Here is a 16,555-nt window from a genome sequence, read left to right as displayed (position 1 = left end):
ACGGCGTTCCTTGTGTGATCAGGCACTTTCGCTGTTCTGGGCGACAAACAGCACCACTTGCCACGGGCTGCTGGTGAGCTTGGCGGCCGGCGCGGCAATCATCAGCGGCAGTTGCGCATCGAACCACGTCCCCTCGGCAGTCACCACAAACAGCCGCGTGTCCTCGCCGACGCTGTAGGCCACTTGCTCGCTGCGGCTCATGGCCTGATGGCTCAAGCCGCTCATGCGCTGCCGACTGAGCAAGGCGATATGCGGCGCCGAGGCGATGATCGCGCTGCGTAACCAGTCGATGGCCGCTTGTTCGCTGGCACCGTTGGGCATGCGCAGGCCGATGACCAGGCGCTGGCTCGGTTGTTCGTCCGGCAACTGAATCGAAAAGCTCTGCTCACCGCGTTCGAACGGCAGACTGCGGTAGCCGGCGCGAATCAGTTCGAGGGTGGTTTCCAGCCATTGCAGGACGGCGTCATAACCGCGCTGCAACTCGACAAAATCCAGCGGCGCGAACGCTGGTACACCGGCCAGCGGATCGAGCGCCGACCACGCACCGGCAAGTCCGAGCAAGTGCACATAGAGGGGTTGTGGCTGGGCGATGCGGCTGTTGAGCAAGCCCTCGACTTCCGGCAGGCGCAGCCACAGCGCGGTCAACTGGCGGCGAATTTCCAGTGCATCGTCCTGATTGCCGGCCTGTTGCGCCTGGCGCAAACGGCCACCGAGAAACAAACACTTCTCCCGCGCCCGTGCGCAGACTCCGGCAATCCGTCGACCCAATGGCGACTCTGGCAACAGGATTGGCGTCGGTGGCGTGTAGGCCAGCGGCAGAAAACCGCCGCCCTCCTTGCGAATCTTCAACAGTGGCAGGCAAATGGAATCGGCTTTGTTCAGTTGCGTGCACAACCGTGGGTTGGGCCGCCACACCGTGATCGATTCAGGGAATTCGCCGCTGGTGAGGTCTGGCAGCGCCTCGCCGACCACCGACTGCAAACGGCCCTTGAGCGGCAGCAGTTGCCCGGCGCGCCACATCGGACTGATCGCCAGGAACACGGTGACGGTGGCATCGTCGGTGGCATTGATCGCCGCGCTGACATCCAGCTCCAGTGCCGGGCCGATGCCGGCCTGCAGGTCCACCGGCAAACCGTCGGGCATCGTCCCTTGCAATGACAGCACCCGGATCACGCCGGCACTCAGCGCCGAGGGGTCGAACTCCATATTGCTGACGCCCCAGAACCACGGGTTGCACGCTTGCGCCAGATGCGCGCCGAGTGCTTCGGCCCGTAGCCCTTGCAACTGAAAATGCTGCGGCAGCAATTGCATGCCTTCGTGCCAGCAAACCGCGTCAGGTAGCAGACTCATACGACTCCCTTCGACCAAGCCGCGATCCGGCGGCAGCGGTGATATTTCAGTGCTCGGTGGGGTTGACCAGACTCATCTCGCGACTGTCGAATTTCAGCCACGCTTCGCTCTGATCATCGAGGCGCAATCGGTGCGCTCCGGGAGTGTTATAGCTGGCGAAGACTAAAAGTCCAGCGGCCTTCTTGCCTCCCAACGGGAAGGGTTGGCGGTCGATGAATTGCCCCGGCACCAGCTCCAGTCCCCACACGCTCATCAACTGACGATAGTCGCGCTGATACTGCTCGCGTCCGGCAAACCACTGGCTGGCACTGATGCCCGACAGTTGCTTGAGCAGATCGGGGTCGGCGACGGCAATGAAATCTACGGCGATCGGCGTGTCGTCATTGGCTTTGGGCGCGACATCGAGGGTCAGGCTGTCGAGGTCCACCTTCGGCCCGAAGAAGGAACAACCGGCCAGGAGCGCAAACACAATCGCTACAAAAAAACGTCCGCACAAAATGAATTTTCCTTTTCCCGAACCTGTCCAAAAATGTTTTTGCTTGCATTTTTATAGACCTGTTCTAGCGTCTTGGGTAGTTCGGTTCCTACAGCCGAATCAAGAAGGTTTGTCAAAGGAACGACAGGTCATCTGCTCCCCTTTCTAACCTACGGTCCAGTAAGGGAAAGCGATGAACGGGCCTCCCCGATGCATTGCGCCCGCCCATCGCATCGGAGTCCGCCGTCATGGCAGAAAGTACTCAGCACAAGCTCGACCGGGTGCGTCCGCCCCGTGTACAAATCACCTACGACGTCGAAATCGGCAATGCCATCGAGAAAAAAGAATTGCCACTGGTGGTCGGGATCCTCGCCGACCTCTCGGGCAAGCCGCTCGAACCATTGGCAAAACTGACTGAGCGGCGTTTCACCGAAATCGACCGCGACAATTTCAACGAGGTGCTCGCCTCGATCGCCCCACGCGCCACGCTGCAGGTCAACAACACCCTCAGCGGCGGCGACAGCAAGCTCAACATCGAACTCAATTTCAAGCACATCGACGACTTCGACCCGGTCAAGGTGGTGGAGCAAGTCACGCCGCTGCGGCGCCTGTTCGAGGCCCGCCAACGCCTGCGCGATCTGCTGACCAAACTCGACGGCAACGATGACCTGGACAAGCTGTTGCGCGATGTCATCGCCAACACCGAAGGCCTGCAGGAAATCAAATCGGCCTGCCCGGACACCGCTACCCCGGCAGCTGATGCCGAGGCGCCGGCCGAACCGCAAGCCTGATCGTCCACTTAATCGAGGGGAGAATTCGCCATGCCCGCTTCAGCTCAGAAACAAGCCAGCGACAGTACGACCGAGACACTTTCCCTGCTCGACCAGATCATTCTCGACGGCCGCATGGCCCACGATGACAGTCAGCAGGATTACGCCCGCGACATGCTCGCGGAATTCGCCACCCAGGTGCTCGACGAAGGCATGGCCATCGACAAGGACACCGTGGCGATGATCAACGACCGCATCAGCCAGATCGATGAACTGATCAGCGCCCAACTCAACGAGGTGCTGCACCACCCCGACCTGCAAAAACTCGAAGCCTCGTGGCGTGGTCTGCACATGCTGGTGCAGAACACCGAAACCAGCACCCGACTGAAACTGCGCCTGCTCAACGTCACGCAGAAAGAGCTGCAGAACGATCTGGAGAAAGCCGTCGAATTCGACCAGAGCGCGCTGTTCAAGAAAATCTACGAAGAGGAATACGGCACCTTCGGTGGTCACCCGTTCAGCCTGTTGGTCGGTGACTACACCTTCGGCCGTCACCCGCAGGACATTGGCTTGCTGGAAAAACTCTCGAACGTTGCCGCCGCTGCGCACGCGCCGTTCATTGCCGCCGCCAGCCCACGCCTGTTCGACATGAACAGCTTCACCGAGCTGGCCGTGCCGCGTGATTTGTCCAAGGTCTTCGAGAGCCAGGAACTGATCAAGTGGCGCTCGTTCCGCGAGAGTGAAGATTCGCGCTATGTGTCACTGGTGCTGCCGCATTTCCTTCTGCGCCTGCCCTATGGCCCGGACACTGCGCCGGTGGAAGGCATCAACTACGTCGAAGACGTCAACGGCACTGACCACAGCAAATACCTGTGGGGCAACGCGGCGTGGGCGCTGTCGCAACGCATCACCGAAGCGTTCGCCAAATACGGCTGGTGCGCGGCGATTCGTGGCGCTGAAGGCGGTGGCGCGGTCGAAGGTCTGCCAGCGCATACCTTCCGCACCAGTTCCGGCGACCTGTCGCTGAAATGCCCGACCGAAGTGGCAATCACCGACCGCCGCGAGAAGGAACTCAACGACCTCGGTTTCATCGCCCTGTGCCACAAGAAGAACAGCGACGTCGCGGTGTTCTTCGGCGGCCAGACCACCAACAAATCCAAGGTCTACAACACCAACGAAGCCAACGCCAACGCGCGGATCTCGGCAATGTTGCCGTACGTGCTCGCCGCCTCGCGTTTCGCGCATTACCTGAAGGTGATCATGCGCGACAAGGTCGGCAGTTTCATGACCCGCGACAACGTGCAGACCTACCTCAACAACTGGATCGCCGACTACGTGCTGATCAACGACAACGCACCGCAGGAAATCAAGGCGCAATACCCATTGCGTGAAGCGCGAGTGGACGTCACCGAAGTCGCCGGCAAACCGGGCGCCTACCGGGCGACGGTGTTCCTGCGGCCGCACTTCCAGCTTGAGGAACTGACGGCATCGATCCGCCTGGTGGCGACATTGCCGCCACCGGTTGCCGCCTGACGAAAACAACTTTTTGAACCAGTGAAGAAGCCTGTGGCGAGGGAGCAAGCTCCCTCGCCACAGGTTCAGGGTTCAGTTGAACAATTCATTTATCTAGCGCGACACCTTTCAGGAGTTTCAAGCGATGGATGCAATCATTCTCGACCTCGGCGGCGATATCAAAGGCGACAGCCTGCTCGAAGGTTATGCGGACAAGATCGAAGTCATGTCCTACAGCCACAACGTGGCGATGCAAGTCACCAACGACGTCAGCAACTCGGAACGGACTTCCGGTAAACCGCACGTTGGCGAATTCACCCTGACCAAGTTCGTCGACACCTCGACACCGTCTCTCAACGAATACTGCTGCGCCGGCAAACCCATTCCGGAAGCCAAGATCACCATTGGGCGCAACGCCGCCGAAGGCAGTGGTCAGCTCTTGCCGTTCATCATCTACACGCTGACCAACGTGGTGATTTCCAACGTCAGCGTCAGCGGCGGCACCGGCGGCAAACCGGTGGAAACCCTGTCGCTGAACTTCACCAAGATCAAATGGGAGCTCACCGCGCAGAAAGACGACGGCACCAAGGAAGGCACGGCCGCCTCGACCTGGGACATGGCCGCCAACAAGCTTGTCAGCTAAGCCGGCGTCGCGGCCATGGCAGGCACCGGCATGCTCCCCCCGCTGTTCGAACGCCTCGCTTCGAGCGAGGCCGACGGCGTACGCGCGTTCGATCGGCAGGACTTGCTCGACTCGGTGCATGCCGAGCTCGGGCGCCTGTTCAACACCCGGCGTGGCCCACGCACACTGACCAACCCACCCAGCGTGATCGACTACGGCATCGCCGACTGGAGCGCTTTGCAACAACAGCGCAGCGATGACCGTCGTCGCCTGGCGCGCGATATTCGCGAAGCCATCACCCATTTCGAACCGCGCCTGAAACTCGGCGACGTTCAGGTCAATCCTCTGCCCGAACAACCACAACGCATGAGCATTCGTCTGCTCGGCGAACTGCGCAGTGGCCACCAGCACTTTCCGGTGGCGTTTGTCATCGAGCCCGGCGGCCAAGGGCTGGAGGTGCGCCATGAGCGACTCGATTGACGCGCAACTGCTTGACTATTACCAACGCGAACTGACCTGGCTACGGCATGCCGGCAGCCAGTTTGCCGAGCGCTATCCGAAAGTGGCGCGGCGTCTGGAGCTGTCACCCGGCGAATGTCCCGATCCGCATGTCGAGCGTTTGCTGGAAGGTTTTGCGTTACTCGCGGCGCGCCTGCAACGACGCCTGGACGATGACTACGCCGAGTTCAGCGATGCGCTGCTCGAACAGCTTTACCCGCTGGCCATGCGGCCGTTGCCCTCCTGCGCCATCGTCCAGTTCGAACCGGACCCGAGCAAAGGCAACCTCGACGCTGGCTATCCCCTGCCCCGCGACACGCCGTTATTCGTTACCACCGACAAGGGCCAGAGCATTCACTTTCGCACCACGGCCGCCGTGCAGCTGTGGCCGATCGAGGTGACTGAAGCGCTGTTGCTGGGCAGTGATGAAGCGCAAGCGCTGACCGGCGTTGCGCAGTCTCGCTCGGCCCTGCGCTTGAGCCTGCGTTGCCTGGGGGAAAGCCAATGGGCAAACCTGGGCATCGAGCAATTGCGCATTCACCTGGCCGCCTCGCCGGTCATCAATGCCTGCCTCTACGACTTGCTTGGCGCCCACGCAGTGCAAGTGCTGGCAGGCTCGCCCGGCAGCGTGCCGCTGGCACTCAAAGGTCTGCCACAGATTGTCGGTTTCAGTGATGACGAAGCGCTGCTGCCCGACGAAGACGGCGTGCACCCGGGCATGCGCCTGCTGGCCGAGTACTTCGCCTTCCCGGACAAATTTCACTTTTTCGATCTGCCCATGCGCGGCGTGAGCAGTGACAGCCAGACGCTGTACCTGTACATCGTCTTCGACCGCGCCCCGGGCAATCGTCTGCACTTGCAGGCCAGCGACATCACCCTCGGCTGCGCGCCAGTCATCAACCTGTTCCCACGGACCTCCGAGCCGCTGCGCCCGGACGGCACCCGCAGCGAGTACCGCTTGATCGCCGACAGCCACCGCGAAAACAGCGTCGAAATCCACAGCATTCGCGGCATGCGCGCCAGTTCCAGCGCCGGCGTGCAACGCCTGCCGGCCTATTACGGCAATCAGCACAGCGGCGGCGATCAGCAGCGCTACTGGCATGCACGGCGCGTCAGCGGGATGACGCCGAACCGGCTCGGCAGCGACTTGCTGGTAAGCGTGGTCGACACCCGTTTCGAGCCGCAGACCGATCTGCCCGATTACAGCCTGACCGCCGAACTGCTGTGCACCAATCGTCATCTGGCGCAGAGCCTGCCGGCGGGCACACCGTTGGGTTTCGAACGCCCCGGCCCGGTCGCCTGGGCACGCCTGCGCAACCCGCCAAGTGCGCAGAGTCTGCCGCGCCTGGACGGCGATTCGCGCTGGCGGCTGGTCTCGCAACTGACCCTCAATCATCTGTCGCTGGTCGAGGGCCCGCAGGCGCTGGATGCATTGAAAGAGATTTTGCAGCTGCACAATCTGCGCGATGAAGCCAGTGCTCTGCGGCAGATCGACGGCCTGCTGAGCCTCAGTTGCGAACGCGTCATCGGCCATGTCGGCGCCGATGCCTGGCGCGGTTGGCGCAACGGGCTTGAGGTGCAATTGCAGCTTGATCCGCAGCACTTTGTCGGCAGCAGCGCGGTGCTGTTTTCGGCGGTGCTGGCGCAGTTCTTCTCCTTGTACGCCACGGCTAATCGCTTTGTGCGCACGGTCTTGATGCAGTCCGACAAGGAGGTCAAGGCATGGCAACCCCAAGCCGGCATGCCCCTGTCGCTTTGACGTTGAGCCAACGCTTGCGCCGCGATCCACAGGCGTTCGAGTTGTTGCAGGCGCTGTTGCTGTTGGAACGTGAACAGCCGCAAGCCGAGTCGCTGGGCAGCGGCACCTCACCGCAGGCCGAAGCGCTGAAGTTGCGTGGCCCATTGACGCCGATGTTCGCCGCCAGCCAGATCGAGGCGCTGCACGAACAACCGGGCGAGCCACTGACGATCGACACACCGGTTTTCGGCCTCGGCGGGCCCGACGGTCCCCTGCCCTACGCCTATCAGGAATGGCTGCAGCAACGGGCACGGGCGAAAGATCACGCGCCGGCCGAGTTCCTCGACCTGTTCCAGCATCGCCTGCTCAGCCTGCTCTACAAGGTGATGCGCAAACACCGCATCGCCCTGGGTTTCGTGACACCCGGCGCGTCACCGGTGCAAGCGCAACTGCGGGCGTTGACCGGGTTGTTGCCCAAGGCACTGCAGGAGCGCCAGGCCGTGCCGGATTGTGCGGTGCTGGCCAGTACCGCGTTGTTTGCCGACGGTCGTCGTTCACTGGCCGGGTTCGCGGCGATCGTACGCGCGCAGTTTGCCGTGCCGGTCGCGTTGAGCGCCTATGAGGGCGCCTGGCGCGAGATTCCTCCGGCCAGTCGCAGCCTGATGAAACCCGGCGGGCGCAATTTGCAGCTCGGGCGCAGCGCCGTCGCGGGTAAGCGGGTCTGGGATGAACACGCCGGTATTCGGTTGACCCTGGGGCCATTGCCTTCGGCGCAGGCCGCCCGGTTTCTGCCCGATGGCGAAACACACCCGGCGCTGGCCAGCCTCGCCGCGCTGTATTTCGGCCCGGACCTGGACGTCAAACTGGTGCTGTTGGTGCGCGGTGCCGGACCGATGAAACTCGGCCGCCAGGCGCCGTCACTGCTGAGCTGGAACGGTGGCTTGCAACGTCAGGCCAGCCTCGCGGTGCAAAGCATCGAAACCCGTCTTCGTCAGCTGGAGATCACCTGAACATGGAACTGGCCAGCCTGATCGGACGCCTCAACCCGGACAACCGCCGCGCCCTCGAACGCGCCGCACAACGCTGCTTGCAACGCGGCCATCACTTTGTCGAGATCGAACATTTATTGCTGGAACTGCTGGATATCGAGGGCGGCGACTTTGCCTTTCTGCTGCCGCGTTTCGGGCTTGAACGTGATGCGCTGACCGCCGAGATCAACAAGGCGCTGGACCTGTTCAAGGCCGGCAGTACACGCACACCGGCGCTGTCTTCGCACACGCTGGGGCTGCTCGAAGACGCAGTGGTGCAGGCCAGTGTGTTGGGACTCGAGAGCATTCGTTCCGGGCTGCTGTTATTGGCGTTGATTGACCGCGATGAGCGTCGCAGCCTGCTGCTCAACAGTGCCTCGTCGCTGCTGCGGATTCCCAAAGAAGCCCTGCGGGCGAATTGGCTGGAGTGGACTGAGAAATCGCGTGAGCATGTCGGCCCGCGCTCTGCTGCGTCCTCTGGAAATCCCGCGCCACGCCAGGACTCGGTGCTGGATCAATACACCCAGGACCTGACCGCCGACGCCCACGCCGGGCGCATCGACCCCATCGTCGGTCGCGATGGCGAGATTCGCCAGTGCATCGACATTCTTTTGCGGCGGCGACAGAACAACCCGATTCTGGTGGGCGCACCCGGCGTCGGTAAAACGGCAGTGGTCGAAGGTCTGGCCCTGCGCATCGCCGCCGGGGACGTGCCGCCGTCGTTGCAGGAAGTCAGTCTGCGCGTGCTCGATCTCGGCCTGTTGCAGGCCGGCGCCGGGGTCAAAGGCGAATTCGAACAGCGCCTCAAAGGCGTGATCGACGCCGTGCGCAGCGCCGACAAACCGATCATCCTGTTCATCGACGAAGCCCACACGCTGATCGGCGCCGGCGGTGCCGAGGGCGGCAGCGATGCCGCCAACCTGCTGAAACCGGCGCTGGCCCGGGGCGAACTGCGCACCCTCGCCGCGACCACGTGGATGGAATATAAAAAGTACTTCGAGAAAGACCCGGCCCTCGCCCGCCGCTTTCAACTGGTGCAGGTGGAAGAGCCTGACGAGATCACCGCGGTGGAAATGCTCCGTGGCGTGGCCGCCAAACTTGAACAGCACCACGGCGTGCAAGTGCTCGACGCGGCGATCCATGAGGCGGTGAAACTCTCGCACCGTTACATCTCCGGTCGCCAATTGCCGGACAAGGCCATCAGTGTCCTTGACACTGCCTGCGCCCGCGTCGCCCTCGGTCAGCACGACGTGCCACCGCCGCTGGAAAGCCTGCGCCACCGGCAAAACAGCCTCAAGGATGAGGTCGAACGCCTGCGCCGCGAACAAGCCACCGGCCTCGATCACCGTGAGCGCATCACCCTGCTGGAAGATGAATCGAAAACCAATGTACAAGCCATCCACGATCTGCAAACCCGCTGGGGTGAAGAACGCGTGGCGGTGCGCGAACTGCTCGAAACTCGCCGTGAATTGCTCGAATTGAGCGAACGCGCCGACGGCGACAAACCCGATGAAGCCACCGACAGTCGCATCGATCATTTGGCTGGCGAACTGCTGCGCCTTGAGGCGGGACTCGACGCGATCCGCCAGGACGATCCCTTGGTGCCCGAACAGGTCGACGCGAAAACCGTTGCCGCCGTCATCGCCGGCTGGACCGGCATCCCGGTCGGCAAAATGCTCGCTGACGAAGCCCACGCCGTGCGCACCCTCGGCACGCGCATGGGCCAACGGGTGATGGGCCAGAGCACCGCGCTCAACACCATCGCCCAACGCTTGCAGGCTTATCGCGCCGGCCTTACCGATCCGCAAAAACCGGTCGGCGTGTTCCTGCTGGTCGGCCCTACGGGCGTCGGCAAAACCGAAACCGCGTATGCGCTGGCCGATGCGTTGTATGGCGGCGAGCGCAACCTGATCAGCATCAACCTCTCCGAATATCAGGAAGCCCACACCGTCAGCCAACTCAAAGGCGCCCCGCCCGGTTATGTCGGTTACGGCAGCGGTGGCGTGCTGACTGAAGCGGTGCGGCGCAAACCGTATTCGGTGGTGCTACTGGATGAAATCGAGAAGGCCCATCCGGATGTGCTGGAGGCGTTCTACAACGTCTTCGACAAAGGCTTGATGGAGGACGGCACCGGGCTGGTGGTGGACTTCAAGAACACCGTGATGTTGGCCACCAGCAATGTCGGCGCTGAACTGTTGCTCGATACGCCCGTTGCGCAACTCGGCTCGGATGGCTTCAACGAAGCGCTGCACACAGTCCTCCTGCAAGCCTTCCGCCCGGCGTTTCTGGCACGCATGACCGTGGTTGCCTATCGGCCGCTGGATGAAGTGACGCTGGAAGGGATAGTGCTCGCCAAGCTAGAGAAGTTGCGTGGCCGTTACAAGGCGGCAACCGGCAAGCAGTTCGAGTTCGATTCGGGAATTGTCAAAGCGGTGCTCGCCAAGTGCAGCGCGGCGGGTGCACGGGATGTCGAGAATGTGTTGATGACCCAGGTGACCGGGAAATTGGCTGAGTGGGTGTTGGAGTAGAGAAACGCTATGAGCAAGCGCAACAGCACTACAGGCGCAGGTTTTTATTGATGACAGAGAGAAGGCGACACGCGCATGGAGCTTAGCAATCAATACGATCTGGCCAAGATCTCAATTATTCTGGGCTCGCTCGCCAGCGGGCAAAACTGGGTCACCCATGCTTACGAGCAATCCAGGGCTTTTGATATCCAGGAAGTGCAGTGCGCGTTCTTCCAGGGCGAAGAACGACTTTTTATCGCGGCAAACCCGCGCGAGCATGCAGGCGTGCTCAATATGCTCAATCGATGTGGCGTCACCAATCTCAGCAGCCTGATGCAGCTCTTGTATAAAGCGCACAAGATTTTCAGTGCGCCGAGCATGACTTTGAATTCGCTGGGTATGGAGTACTTTTACTCAGCCCAGGACCGGGAGGGTTACCGTGCCGTTCACACCGTCAATGCATCGTTCAACCCCGCCCCCCTGACCGAAGAACAATCGGAAAAGATCAAAAAAATCGTCGACATTCAAACCCGTCTGCCAAAAGACATCGAGGCTCCGCATGCGTGGCTGTATAAAAAACTGGCGGGCAAAACTATTGATCCGAAGAAAATAAACACCACCACCGGTGGTCTTCATCTCGTCACGTCGTTAGCCAGTATCGGTACGCAAACCGTCAACGTGATCGAAAACAATGAAGAGAACGTTCACGCTGAATTGGCACTGCTCAAATTTTTCACGAAGGGCATGGTGGAAGGTCATTTCTCAAAGAGCAAAATCTTCCTCGGTGGAAAAAAAGCCGCCTGTGAGAATTGCCAGAAATGGATTGATAACTACAAGAAAATTCTCGTCAACGGTGCCTCACTTCATACCCCGGAAGATGAGCGTCCATCGACCACGGCGACCGATTCCACCTGTCCTTCGCAGTTCATACCCGCCCTCGTGGCGCCTGAACTGTGCAAAGTCGACACCGCGAATCCTCGATTCAACTTGCTGTTCAGCGGCAGCAGAGTGGATGCAGTGACCTGGCCTGCGCCCGTTGTCGCCGTGCCCGTAGCCGTCCTGGTGTGACGAACGACGGACAGATTCATGGCGCTTCCCTTCCCGCTGTGCGCTGAGGGGTTGTTGTCTGATGTTCAATGAGTGCGAAGGAGTGCATATGTATCGGACCGTTCTATACCGCGGCACCACCGAACTATGGGAGCAGGTCGTCATCGAGGCCAGTCTGCCACCGATCAATGTTCCGATTGCCGTCGGCAGCTACCTGCAGAAGGTAAAGGTCATCAAACCCAATCTGGAAAACGAAATACGCACCCGGATCGCGCAAAAACCTTGTTCGACGTTGCGCAGCGGCAAGGAAATCATCCTCGGCAATGTTCCTGTTCCATTAAGTCAATTGAACGCCCAGCAAATCAATCAAGAGATCGTTGCCCGGGTGGGTGTGGAAACGGCTTTCGGTACGCCCAATTACTTCAGTCACTTTGTCCCGTGCGGGACCTACTCCGGTATTTCCGAGAATTTCGGCCACGGTGGTTACTACCGGTTCGAAATTCAGGGAAAAATTTACGGCCCCACCCCGCAGGACATCGAAGAATACGTCGCCGAACGCCATACGCTGCCTTCCTACGTCATCCCGCTGTTCAGGGGCGGCAGTAACGAAGTACTTGCCTATACCGGAAGCCTGATTACTTCGGTGGTATTGATGCGCGGCAGCGATGTATACCGAACGGTTTTGAACTCACTCGATTAGTCAAAAAGCGGCTGCACAAGGAGCGTTGCATGTACTCGATCATGATCTGGAATACGCAACACTTCGATAACCAGCGGGCCAAACTCTCGAGTGCGTATTCGGATAAAAAGCAGTTTTTGGACTACTTCATCCAGCAAAAGAAGCCAGACATCATTGCGCTGTTTGAAGTGGGAAAAACCGGATCTATCAATGAAAGCCTGGTCAGCGACTTGATGGGCAGCTACACCCTCGCCTCCGTGCTCGCGCAGGAAGGCGGCAAGAAGAAACACACCACGCTCGGCTCCATGGTGCTGATTCGCGATGCCATTGCCAAAGAGTTCGACGATGTCACGGAGCGTTACATCCTCTCGCACACCGAACAACGGGCACCGTTGATCATTCGGCACAAAGCTTCGAGTTATGGCTTTGCGTTCTATCACGCCAACGCGTCATACATGGCACCCGGCAATATTCTCGACACTATTGGTTTCATCGAAAGCAACGCCGAAAACCTGGGCATCAAGCAATTGCTGTTTTTCGGCGGCGATCTGAACGTGAATGCCGTGGAAGGGCCCGAGACCATGCTCGGCATGAGCCGATTGCTCCCCAAAGGCGCCGGCTATACCCATCTGAGCGTGCGTAATGTCACCTTGCAGCGGGCGACCAACGAACTTCGCCTGCGCCAGGGGTACGGGGAGGACACGCAACATACGCCGCAATCCTATCTCGAACACTACATGAACATGGAGGCCATCGAGCGTTGCGAAATACTGCCCATCCTGTTGATGCTCGACTATGCCTATGTGCATGCCCCACACGCTTGGGAAGCCAGCTGCGACGGTAGCGTTCAAATCAATAGCGACATGGATGGAAACACCGTCAGCATCTCGCCGCGCTGTCTGGGACAGGCTATTCGCAGCGACCATTTCCCGGTGCTGTTCACGCTCAAGGCCACACTCGAATAACTCTGCACAAAGGTCGCTAAATGCCCCGTGCCACCGACAGCAACACCACGCTCTCCCTCACCGCCGCCTCGCTGTCGGCGCTTTATCCTGAATCCCTGTCCGGCGACGAAGCCCTCAATTCGCTCGGTTCGCAAATCCTCAACGGCCTCAACGACGGCACCTCACTCACCCTGACCAGTGCCGTCGCCACACACGTCACCACGACGTTTCACAACGATGCGCAACTGCGCCCGTTCGACGCGCTGGTCGCCGAGATCCGCCAACTGCCCGCCGATGCCACCGCCGAACGCTATCAGCTTCTGCTCAGGCCATGGCTCTGGTGGCTGACGCTTGCGAGCAACAACCGCGTATTCCAGAACCTTGTCACTTCCGACATCGTCACGACGATTTTCAAGGCCCATGGCTTCAGCGATTTCAAACTCTCGCTGACCGGCAGCTACACGCCGCGCGACTACTGCGTGCAGTACGGCGAGAGCGATTTCGCCTTCGTCTCACGGCTGCTGGAGGAAGAAGGCATCTTCTGGTTTTTCACCCACGACGACGGCCAGCACACGCTGGTGCTCGGCGACAGCAACGATGCTTTCGTGCCGATCCCCAACGGGCCGAAAGTCAGTTATCTGGGCCAAGGATCAGGCGAACGTGAACTGCACGGTATCCGCTCCGGCCAAGTCTGTTTGCAGGCTGTCGCCGGGGTTTATCGGGCGACGGATTATGAGTTCACCACGCCGACCACTTCCCTTTACGGCCAGGCCGAAGCGGTCGCCGGGCCGCGTTCCATTTATGAGCATCCCGGCGGTTACAACGCCAAGGCACGCGGCGATACGTTGACCAAGCAACGCGTCGACGGTTTGCGCAGTGAGGAAAAACGCTTTGTCGGCGAGAGCGACTGCCGCTGGCTGATCCCCGGGCACTGGTTCACCCTCGCCGGCCATGACGATGCGAGTCTGAACGTCGATTGGGTCGTCACGCGGGTCACCCATGACGTCAGCCACGAAAGCTATCGCAACCGCTTCGAAGCGATCCCCAAAGCCACACCGTTTCGCCCCCAACGTGTCACGCCAAAACCACGCATGCACCCGCAGACTGCAATCGTCGTCGGCAAGTCCGGTGAGGAAATCTGGACCGACGAATACGGCCGGATCAAGTTGCAGTTCCCGTGGGATCGCGACGGCAAGAACGATGAAACCAGCTCCTGCTGGGTGCGCGTGGCGTTGCCTTGGAGCGGCAAAGGCTTCGGCATGCAGTTCATCCCGCGCATCGGCCAGGAAGTCATCGTCACGTTTATCGACGGTGATCCGGACCGGCCACTGGTCACCGGTTGCGTGTACAACGGCGACAACGCCCTGCCCTATGCCCTCCCGGCCAATCAGACGCAATCGGGGATCAAGACCCAGTCGTCCAAGGGTGGCGGTGGTTTCAACGAGCTGCGCTTCGAGGACAAGAAGGACGCTGAAGAGGTGTTTTTGCAGGCGCAGAAGGATTTCAACATAAACGTGCTCAACGACACCACTGCCACCGTCGGCCACGACGAAACACTCACGGTGCAAAATGCGCGCACCCGCACAGTGAAGGACGGCGACGAGACGGTGACGCTGGAAAAAGGCAAACGCAGCGTGACCATTCAGACCGGCAGCGACAGCCTCGATGTCAAGGACAGCCGCACGGTGAAGGTCGGCGCCGACCAGAACCACAGCACCGGCGGCAACTTCACCGACAAGGTCACCGGCGATTACAGCCTGACGGTGGACGGTAACCTGACGATCAAGGTCAGCGGCACCCTAACCCTGCAAAGCGGCGGTAGTTTCACGATCAAGAGCGGCGCTGATCTGGCGACGTCGGCCAGCACTTCAATCACGCACAAGGCCGGCACCGCGCTGACCAATCAGGCCGGAACCTCACTGGACAACAAGGCCGGGACGACGCTGACCAACGACGCTGGCATCAGCCTGACCAACAAGGGTGCAGCCTCGCAGACCGTGGATGGCGGCGGCATGCTGACCATCAAGGGCGGCCTGGTGCAGGTCAACTGACAAGGAGCAGCCATGTCGATTACACCGCTGGATCTGCAGCAGGACGACAAGCAAATCAAGGGGCGCTTGCAGGACGGTCAGCTAGAGGGGCCGTTGAACATCAAGGATGACGGGCGCAAACAGGCGGATCTGAATTACAGCCAGGGCGAGTTACAGGGCACGTCGCTGCTCTATCACCCCAACGGCAAGGTCTCGGCGCAGATGCCATTTGTGCGCGACAAGCTGCAGGGCGTGGCGAGTTTTTATGCGCCTGAGGGGTTTTTACAGCGTAAGGCGACGTATCGGCGCGGCTTGCTGCATGGCGAAGCATTCAATTACTTCCCGGATGGGCAAGTGGCGGAGGCGGAGTTTAATCGCGATGGTGTCCGGGAGGGGCGTTATCAGCGATTTCATCCCAATGGCAAACCGGCGTTGGAGGCGCGCTATGTGAACGGACAATTGCTGGAGCCGGAGCAAGGTTTTGCCGAGGACGGGCGGCCGCTGGGCGCGGATGGCAAGCCGATTTCGCGGGTGCGTTGGTGGTATCGGCAGTGGGCGGATCCGCAGCAGGTCTGAGAACCTTGAAGAGCCCCTCACCCTAGCCCTCTCCCAGAGGGAGAGGGAACTGATCGCGGGATATTGAAGAGGTTCACCGACGTGAAAGATATGCAGTGAATCCAAAATCAACTCGGTTCGGTGCGCAGTGCTAATAATCGACTCGGTTGTTCAGGTCGATGTATCTCGATAGACACCTCGGTCGGCTCCCTCTCCCTCCGGGAGAGGGCTGGGGTGAGGGTTAAGCGGCTCAGCGACTCAGGGAATCAGCATCTGCATCTGCCCCGGCATCGCAATCTTGATCACCCCCGCCCAATTACACATCAACGTCGAATTGGCATCGATCGCCGGCATCCCGCCCAACAACAACGTCGGTGCCCCGCCCGGGATCCACGGCGTGGCCGTCGCCGGAATGCACGGCATCGGCGTCAACACCCCCAATGCGGCCGCCGTCGCAGCCGCCACCATCGGGTTGGCCATGCTCATGCACACCCCGAACGGCAGAATGTTGACCAGCGGAATGTGATCCATGATGTTCGCCGCCGGCATCCCGCCGGTCAGCGTGCGGTTGACCGGCAGCACATTGAGCATCGACGGCGCGGCGCCGAAGCTGCATTGCAACGTGGCCGTGGCACAGACTTGCGGACAGCCCATTTCAACGCTCCTTTTTGCCCATGGCATACCCGCTAAACCTTAGTCTGTGGCGGCCCTTCGCGCACATTCTCAAAGGTGATTATCGGGCAACACGCTAACCTATAAGACCGCACCGCGCTTGTGAGCAATCGGGCGCGCCATTAGAT

The 16,555-nt window shown here is 60.6% G+C and carries 15 protein-coding genes; 12 read left to right on the top strand and 3 right to left on the bottom strand.

Features of this window, described 5'->3' with window-relative positions:
* Positions 1-18: 18 nt before the first annotated feature.
* Complete coding sequence (tssK, locus tag WA225_RS07995) at positions 19-1,350, bottom strand: type VI secretion system baseplate subunit TssK (protein ID WP_422607519.1); 1,332 nt, start codon at positions 1,348-1,350, stop codon at positions 19-21.
* A 46-nt stretch (positions 1,351-1,396) separates the two neighbouring features.
* Positions 1,397-1,846 carry a type VI secretion protein gene (locus WA225_RS07990; RefSeq protein ID WP_422607518.1) on the bottom strand — a complete coding sequence of 150 codons (450 nt, stop codon included), beginning with the start codon at positions 1,844-1,846 and terminating at the stop codon, positions 1,397-1,399.
* A gap of 227 nt (positions 1,847-2,073) precedes the next feature.
* Between WA225_RS07990 and tssB the strand changes: the two genes are divergently transcribed.
* From tssB to WA225_RS07930, 12 genes are all read left to right on the top strand, one after another.
* The gene (gene tssB, locus WA225_RS07985) at positions 2,074-2,616 is read left to right on the top strand and encodes a type VI secretion system contractile sheath small subunit (RefSeq protein WP_422607517.1); all 543 of its coding nucleotides are present in this window, start codon (positions 2,074-2,076) and stop codon (positions 2,614-2,616) included.
* 30 nt (positions 2,617-2,646) lie between these two features.
* Positions 2,647-4,128, top strand: a complete 1,482-nt coding sequence (tssC, locus tag WA225_RS07980) for a type VI secretion system contractile sheath large subunit (protein ID WP_064117634.1) — start codon at positions 2,647-2,649, stop codon at positions 4,126-4,128.
* Between the two features lie 124 nt (positions 4,129-4,252).
* On the top strand, positions 4,253-4,750 hold the full coding sequence (locus WA225_RS07975) for an Hcp family type VI secretion system effector (RefSeq protein ID WP_007958866.1): 498 nt from the start codon (positions 4,253-4,255) through the stop codon (positions 4,748-4,750).
* Positions 4,751-4,765: 15 nt separating this feature from the next.
* Positions 4,766-5,209, top strand: coding sequence for a type VI secretion system baseplate subunit TssE (gene tssE, locus WA225_RS07970; protein ID WP_422607516.1), 444 nt, complete (start codon positions 4,766-4,768; stop codon positions 5,207-5,209).
* Entirely contained in the window at positions 5,193-6,986 is a 1,794-nt protein-coding gene (gene tssF, locus WA225_RS07965; protein WP_422607515.1) for a type VI secretion system baseplate subunit TssF, read from the top strand. The genes tssE and tssF overlap by 17 nt, the downstream gene beginning before the upstream one ends.
* The gene (tssG, locus tag WA225_RS07960) at positions 6,950-7,975 is read left to right on the top strand and encodes a type VI secretion system baseplate subunit TssG (protein ID WP_422607514.1); all 1,026 of its coding nucleotides are present in this window, start codon (positions 6,950-6,952) and stop codon (positions 7,973-7,975) included. Before tssF ends, tssG begins: the two co-directional genes overlap by 37 nt.
* 2 nt (positions 7,976-7,977) lie before the next feature.
* Entirely contained in the window at positions 7,978-10,521 is a 2,544-nt protein-coding gene (gene tssH / locus WA225_RS07955; RefSeq protein ID WP_422607513.1) for a type VI secretion system ATPase TssH, read from the top strand.
* A gap of 75 nt (positions 10,522-10,596) precedes the next feature.
* Complete coding sequence (locus WA225_RS07950) at positions 10,597-11,568, top strand: hypothetical protein (RefSeq protein ID WP_422607512.1); 972 nt, start codon at positions 10,597-10,599, stop codon at positions 11,566-11,568.
* Positions 11,569-11,656: 88 nt separating this feature from the next.
* Positions 11,657-12,247, top strand: a complete 591-nt coding sequence (locus tag WA225_RS07945; RefSeq protein WP_422607511.1) for a hypothetical protein — start codon at positions 11,657-11,659, stop codon at positions 12,245-12,247.
* Positions 12,248-12,276: 29 nt separating this feature from the next.
* Positions 12,277-13,191, top strand: coding sequence for an endonuclease/exonuclease/phosphatase family protein (locus WA225_RS07940; protein ID WP_422607510.1), 915 nt, complete (start codon positions 12,277-12,279; stop codon positions 13,189-13,191).
* Positions 13,192-13,211: 20 nt separating this feature from the next.
* The gene (tssI, locus tag WA225_RS07935) at positions 13,212-15,221 is read left to right on the top strand and encodes a type VI secretion system tip protein TssI/VgrG (protein WP_422607509.1); all 2,010 of its coding nucleotides are present in this window, start codon (positions 13,212-13,214) and stop codon (positions 15,219-15,221) included.
* 12 nt (positions 15,222-15,233) lie between these two features.
* Complete coding sequence (locus WA225_RS07930) at positions 15,234-15,776, top strand: toxin-antitoxin system YwqK family antitoxin (protein WP_422607508.1); 543 nt, start codon at positions 15,234-15,236, stop codon at positions 15,774-15,776.
* Positions 15,777-16,013: 237 nt separating this feature from the next.
* Here the strand turns inward: WA225_RS07930 and WA225_RS07925 are convergent, their stop codons facing one another.
* On the bottom strand, positions 16,014-16,409 hold the full coding sequence (locus tag WA225_RS07925; RefSeq protein ID WP_008083980.1) for a DUF4280 domain-containing protein: 396 nt from the start codon (positions 16,407-16,409) through the stop codon (positions 16,014-16,016).
* Positions 16,410-16,555: the final 146 nt, after the last annotated feature.

The sequence above is a fragment of the Pseudomonas sp. genome (genome assembly GCF_049300855.1).
Taxonomy (GTDB): domain Bacteria; phylum Pseudomonadota; class Gammaproteobacteria; order Pseudomonadales; family Pseudomonadaceae; genus Aquipseudomonas.
Note: the sequence above shows the minus strand (reverse complement) of the source record. Positions and strands in the feature narration are given on the sequence as shown.

Bases quoted from the DNA above. Each gene is read 5' to 3' on its own strand.
- tssK (WP_422607519.1), bottom strand. From the start codon at position 1,350: ATGAGTCTGCTACCTGACGCGGTTTGCTGGCACGAAGGCATGCAATTG.
- tssB (WP_422607517.1), top strand. From the start codon at position 2,074: ATGGCAGAAAGTACTCAGCACAAGCTCGACCGGGTGCGTCCGCCCCGT.
- tssC (WP_064117634.1), top strand. From the start codon at position 2,647: ATGCCCGCTTCAGCTCAGAAACAAGCCAGCGACAGTACGACCGAGACA.
- WA225_RS07975 (WP_007958866.1), top strand. From the start codon at position 4,253: ATGGATGCAATCATTCTCGACCTCGGCGGCGATATCAAAGGCGACAGC.
- tssE (WP_422607516.1), top strand. From the start codon at position 4,766: ATGGCAGGCACCGGCATGCTCCCCCCGCTGTTCGAACGCCTCGCTTCG.
- tssF (WP_422607515.1), top strand. From the start codon at position 5,193: ATGAGCGACTCGATTGACGCGCAACTGCTTGACTATTACCAACGCGAA.
- tssG (WP_422607514.1), top strand. From the start codon at position 6,950: ATGGCAACCCCAAGCCGGCATGCCCCTGTCGCTTTGACGTTGAGCCAA.
- tssH (WP_422607513.1), top strand. From the start codon at position 7,978: ATGGAACTGGCCAGCCTGATCGGACGCCTCAACCCGGACAACCGCCGC.
- WA225_RS07950 (WP_422607512.1), top strand. From the start codon at position 10,597: ATGGAGCTTAGCAATCAATACGATCTGGCCAAGATCTCAATTATTCTG.
- WA225_RS07945 (WP_422607511.1), top strand. From the start codon at position 11,657: ATGTATCGGACCGTTCTATACCGCGGCACCACCGAACTATGGGAGCAG.
- WA225_RS07940 (WP_422607510.1), top strand. From the start codon at position 12,277: ATGTACTCGATCATGATCTGGAATACGCAACACTTCGATAACCAGCGG.
- tssI (WP_422607509.1), top strand. From the start codon at position 13,212: ATGCCCCGTGCCACCGACAGCAACACCACGCTCTCCCTCACCGCCGCC.
- WA225_RS07930 (WP_422607508.1), top strand. From the start codon at position 15,234: ATGTCGATTACACCGCTGGATCTGCAGCAGGACGACAAGCAAATCAAG.
- WA225_RS07925 (WP_008083980.1), bottom strand. From the start codon at position 16,409: ATGGGCTGTCCGCAAGTCTGTGCCACGGCCACGTTGCAATGCAGCTTC.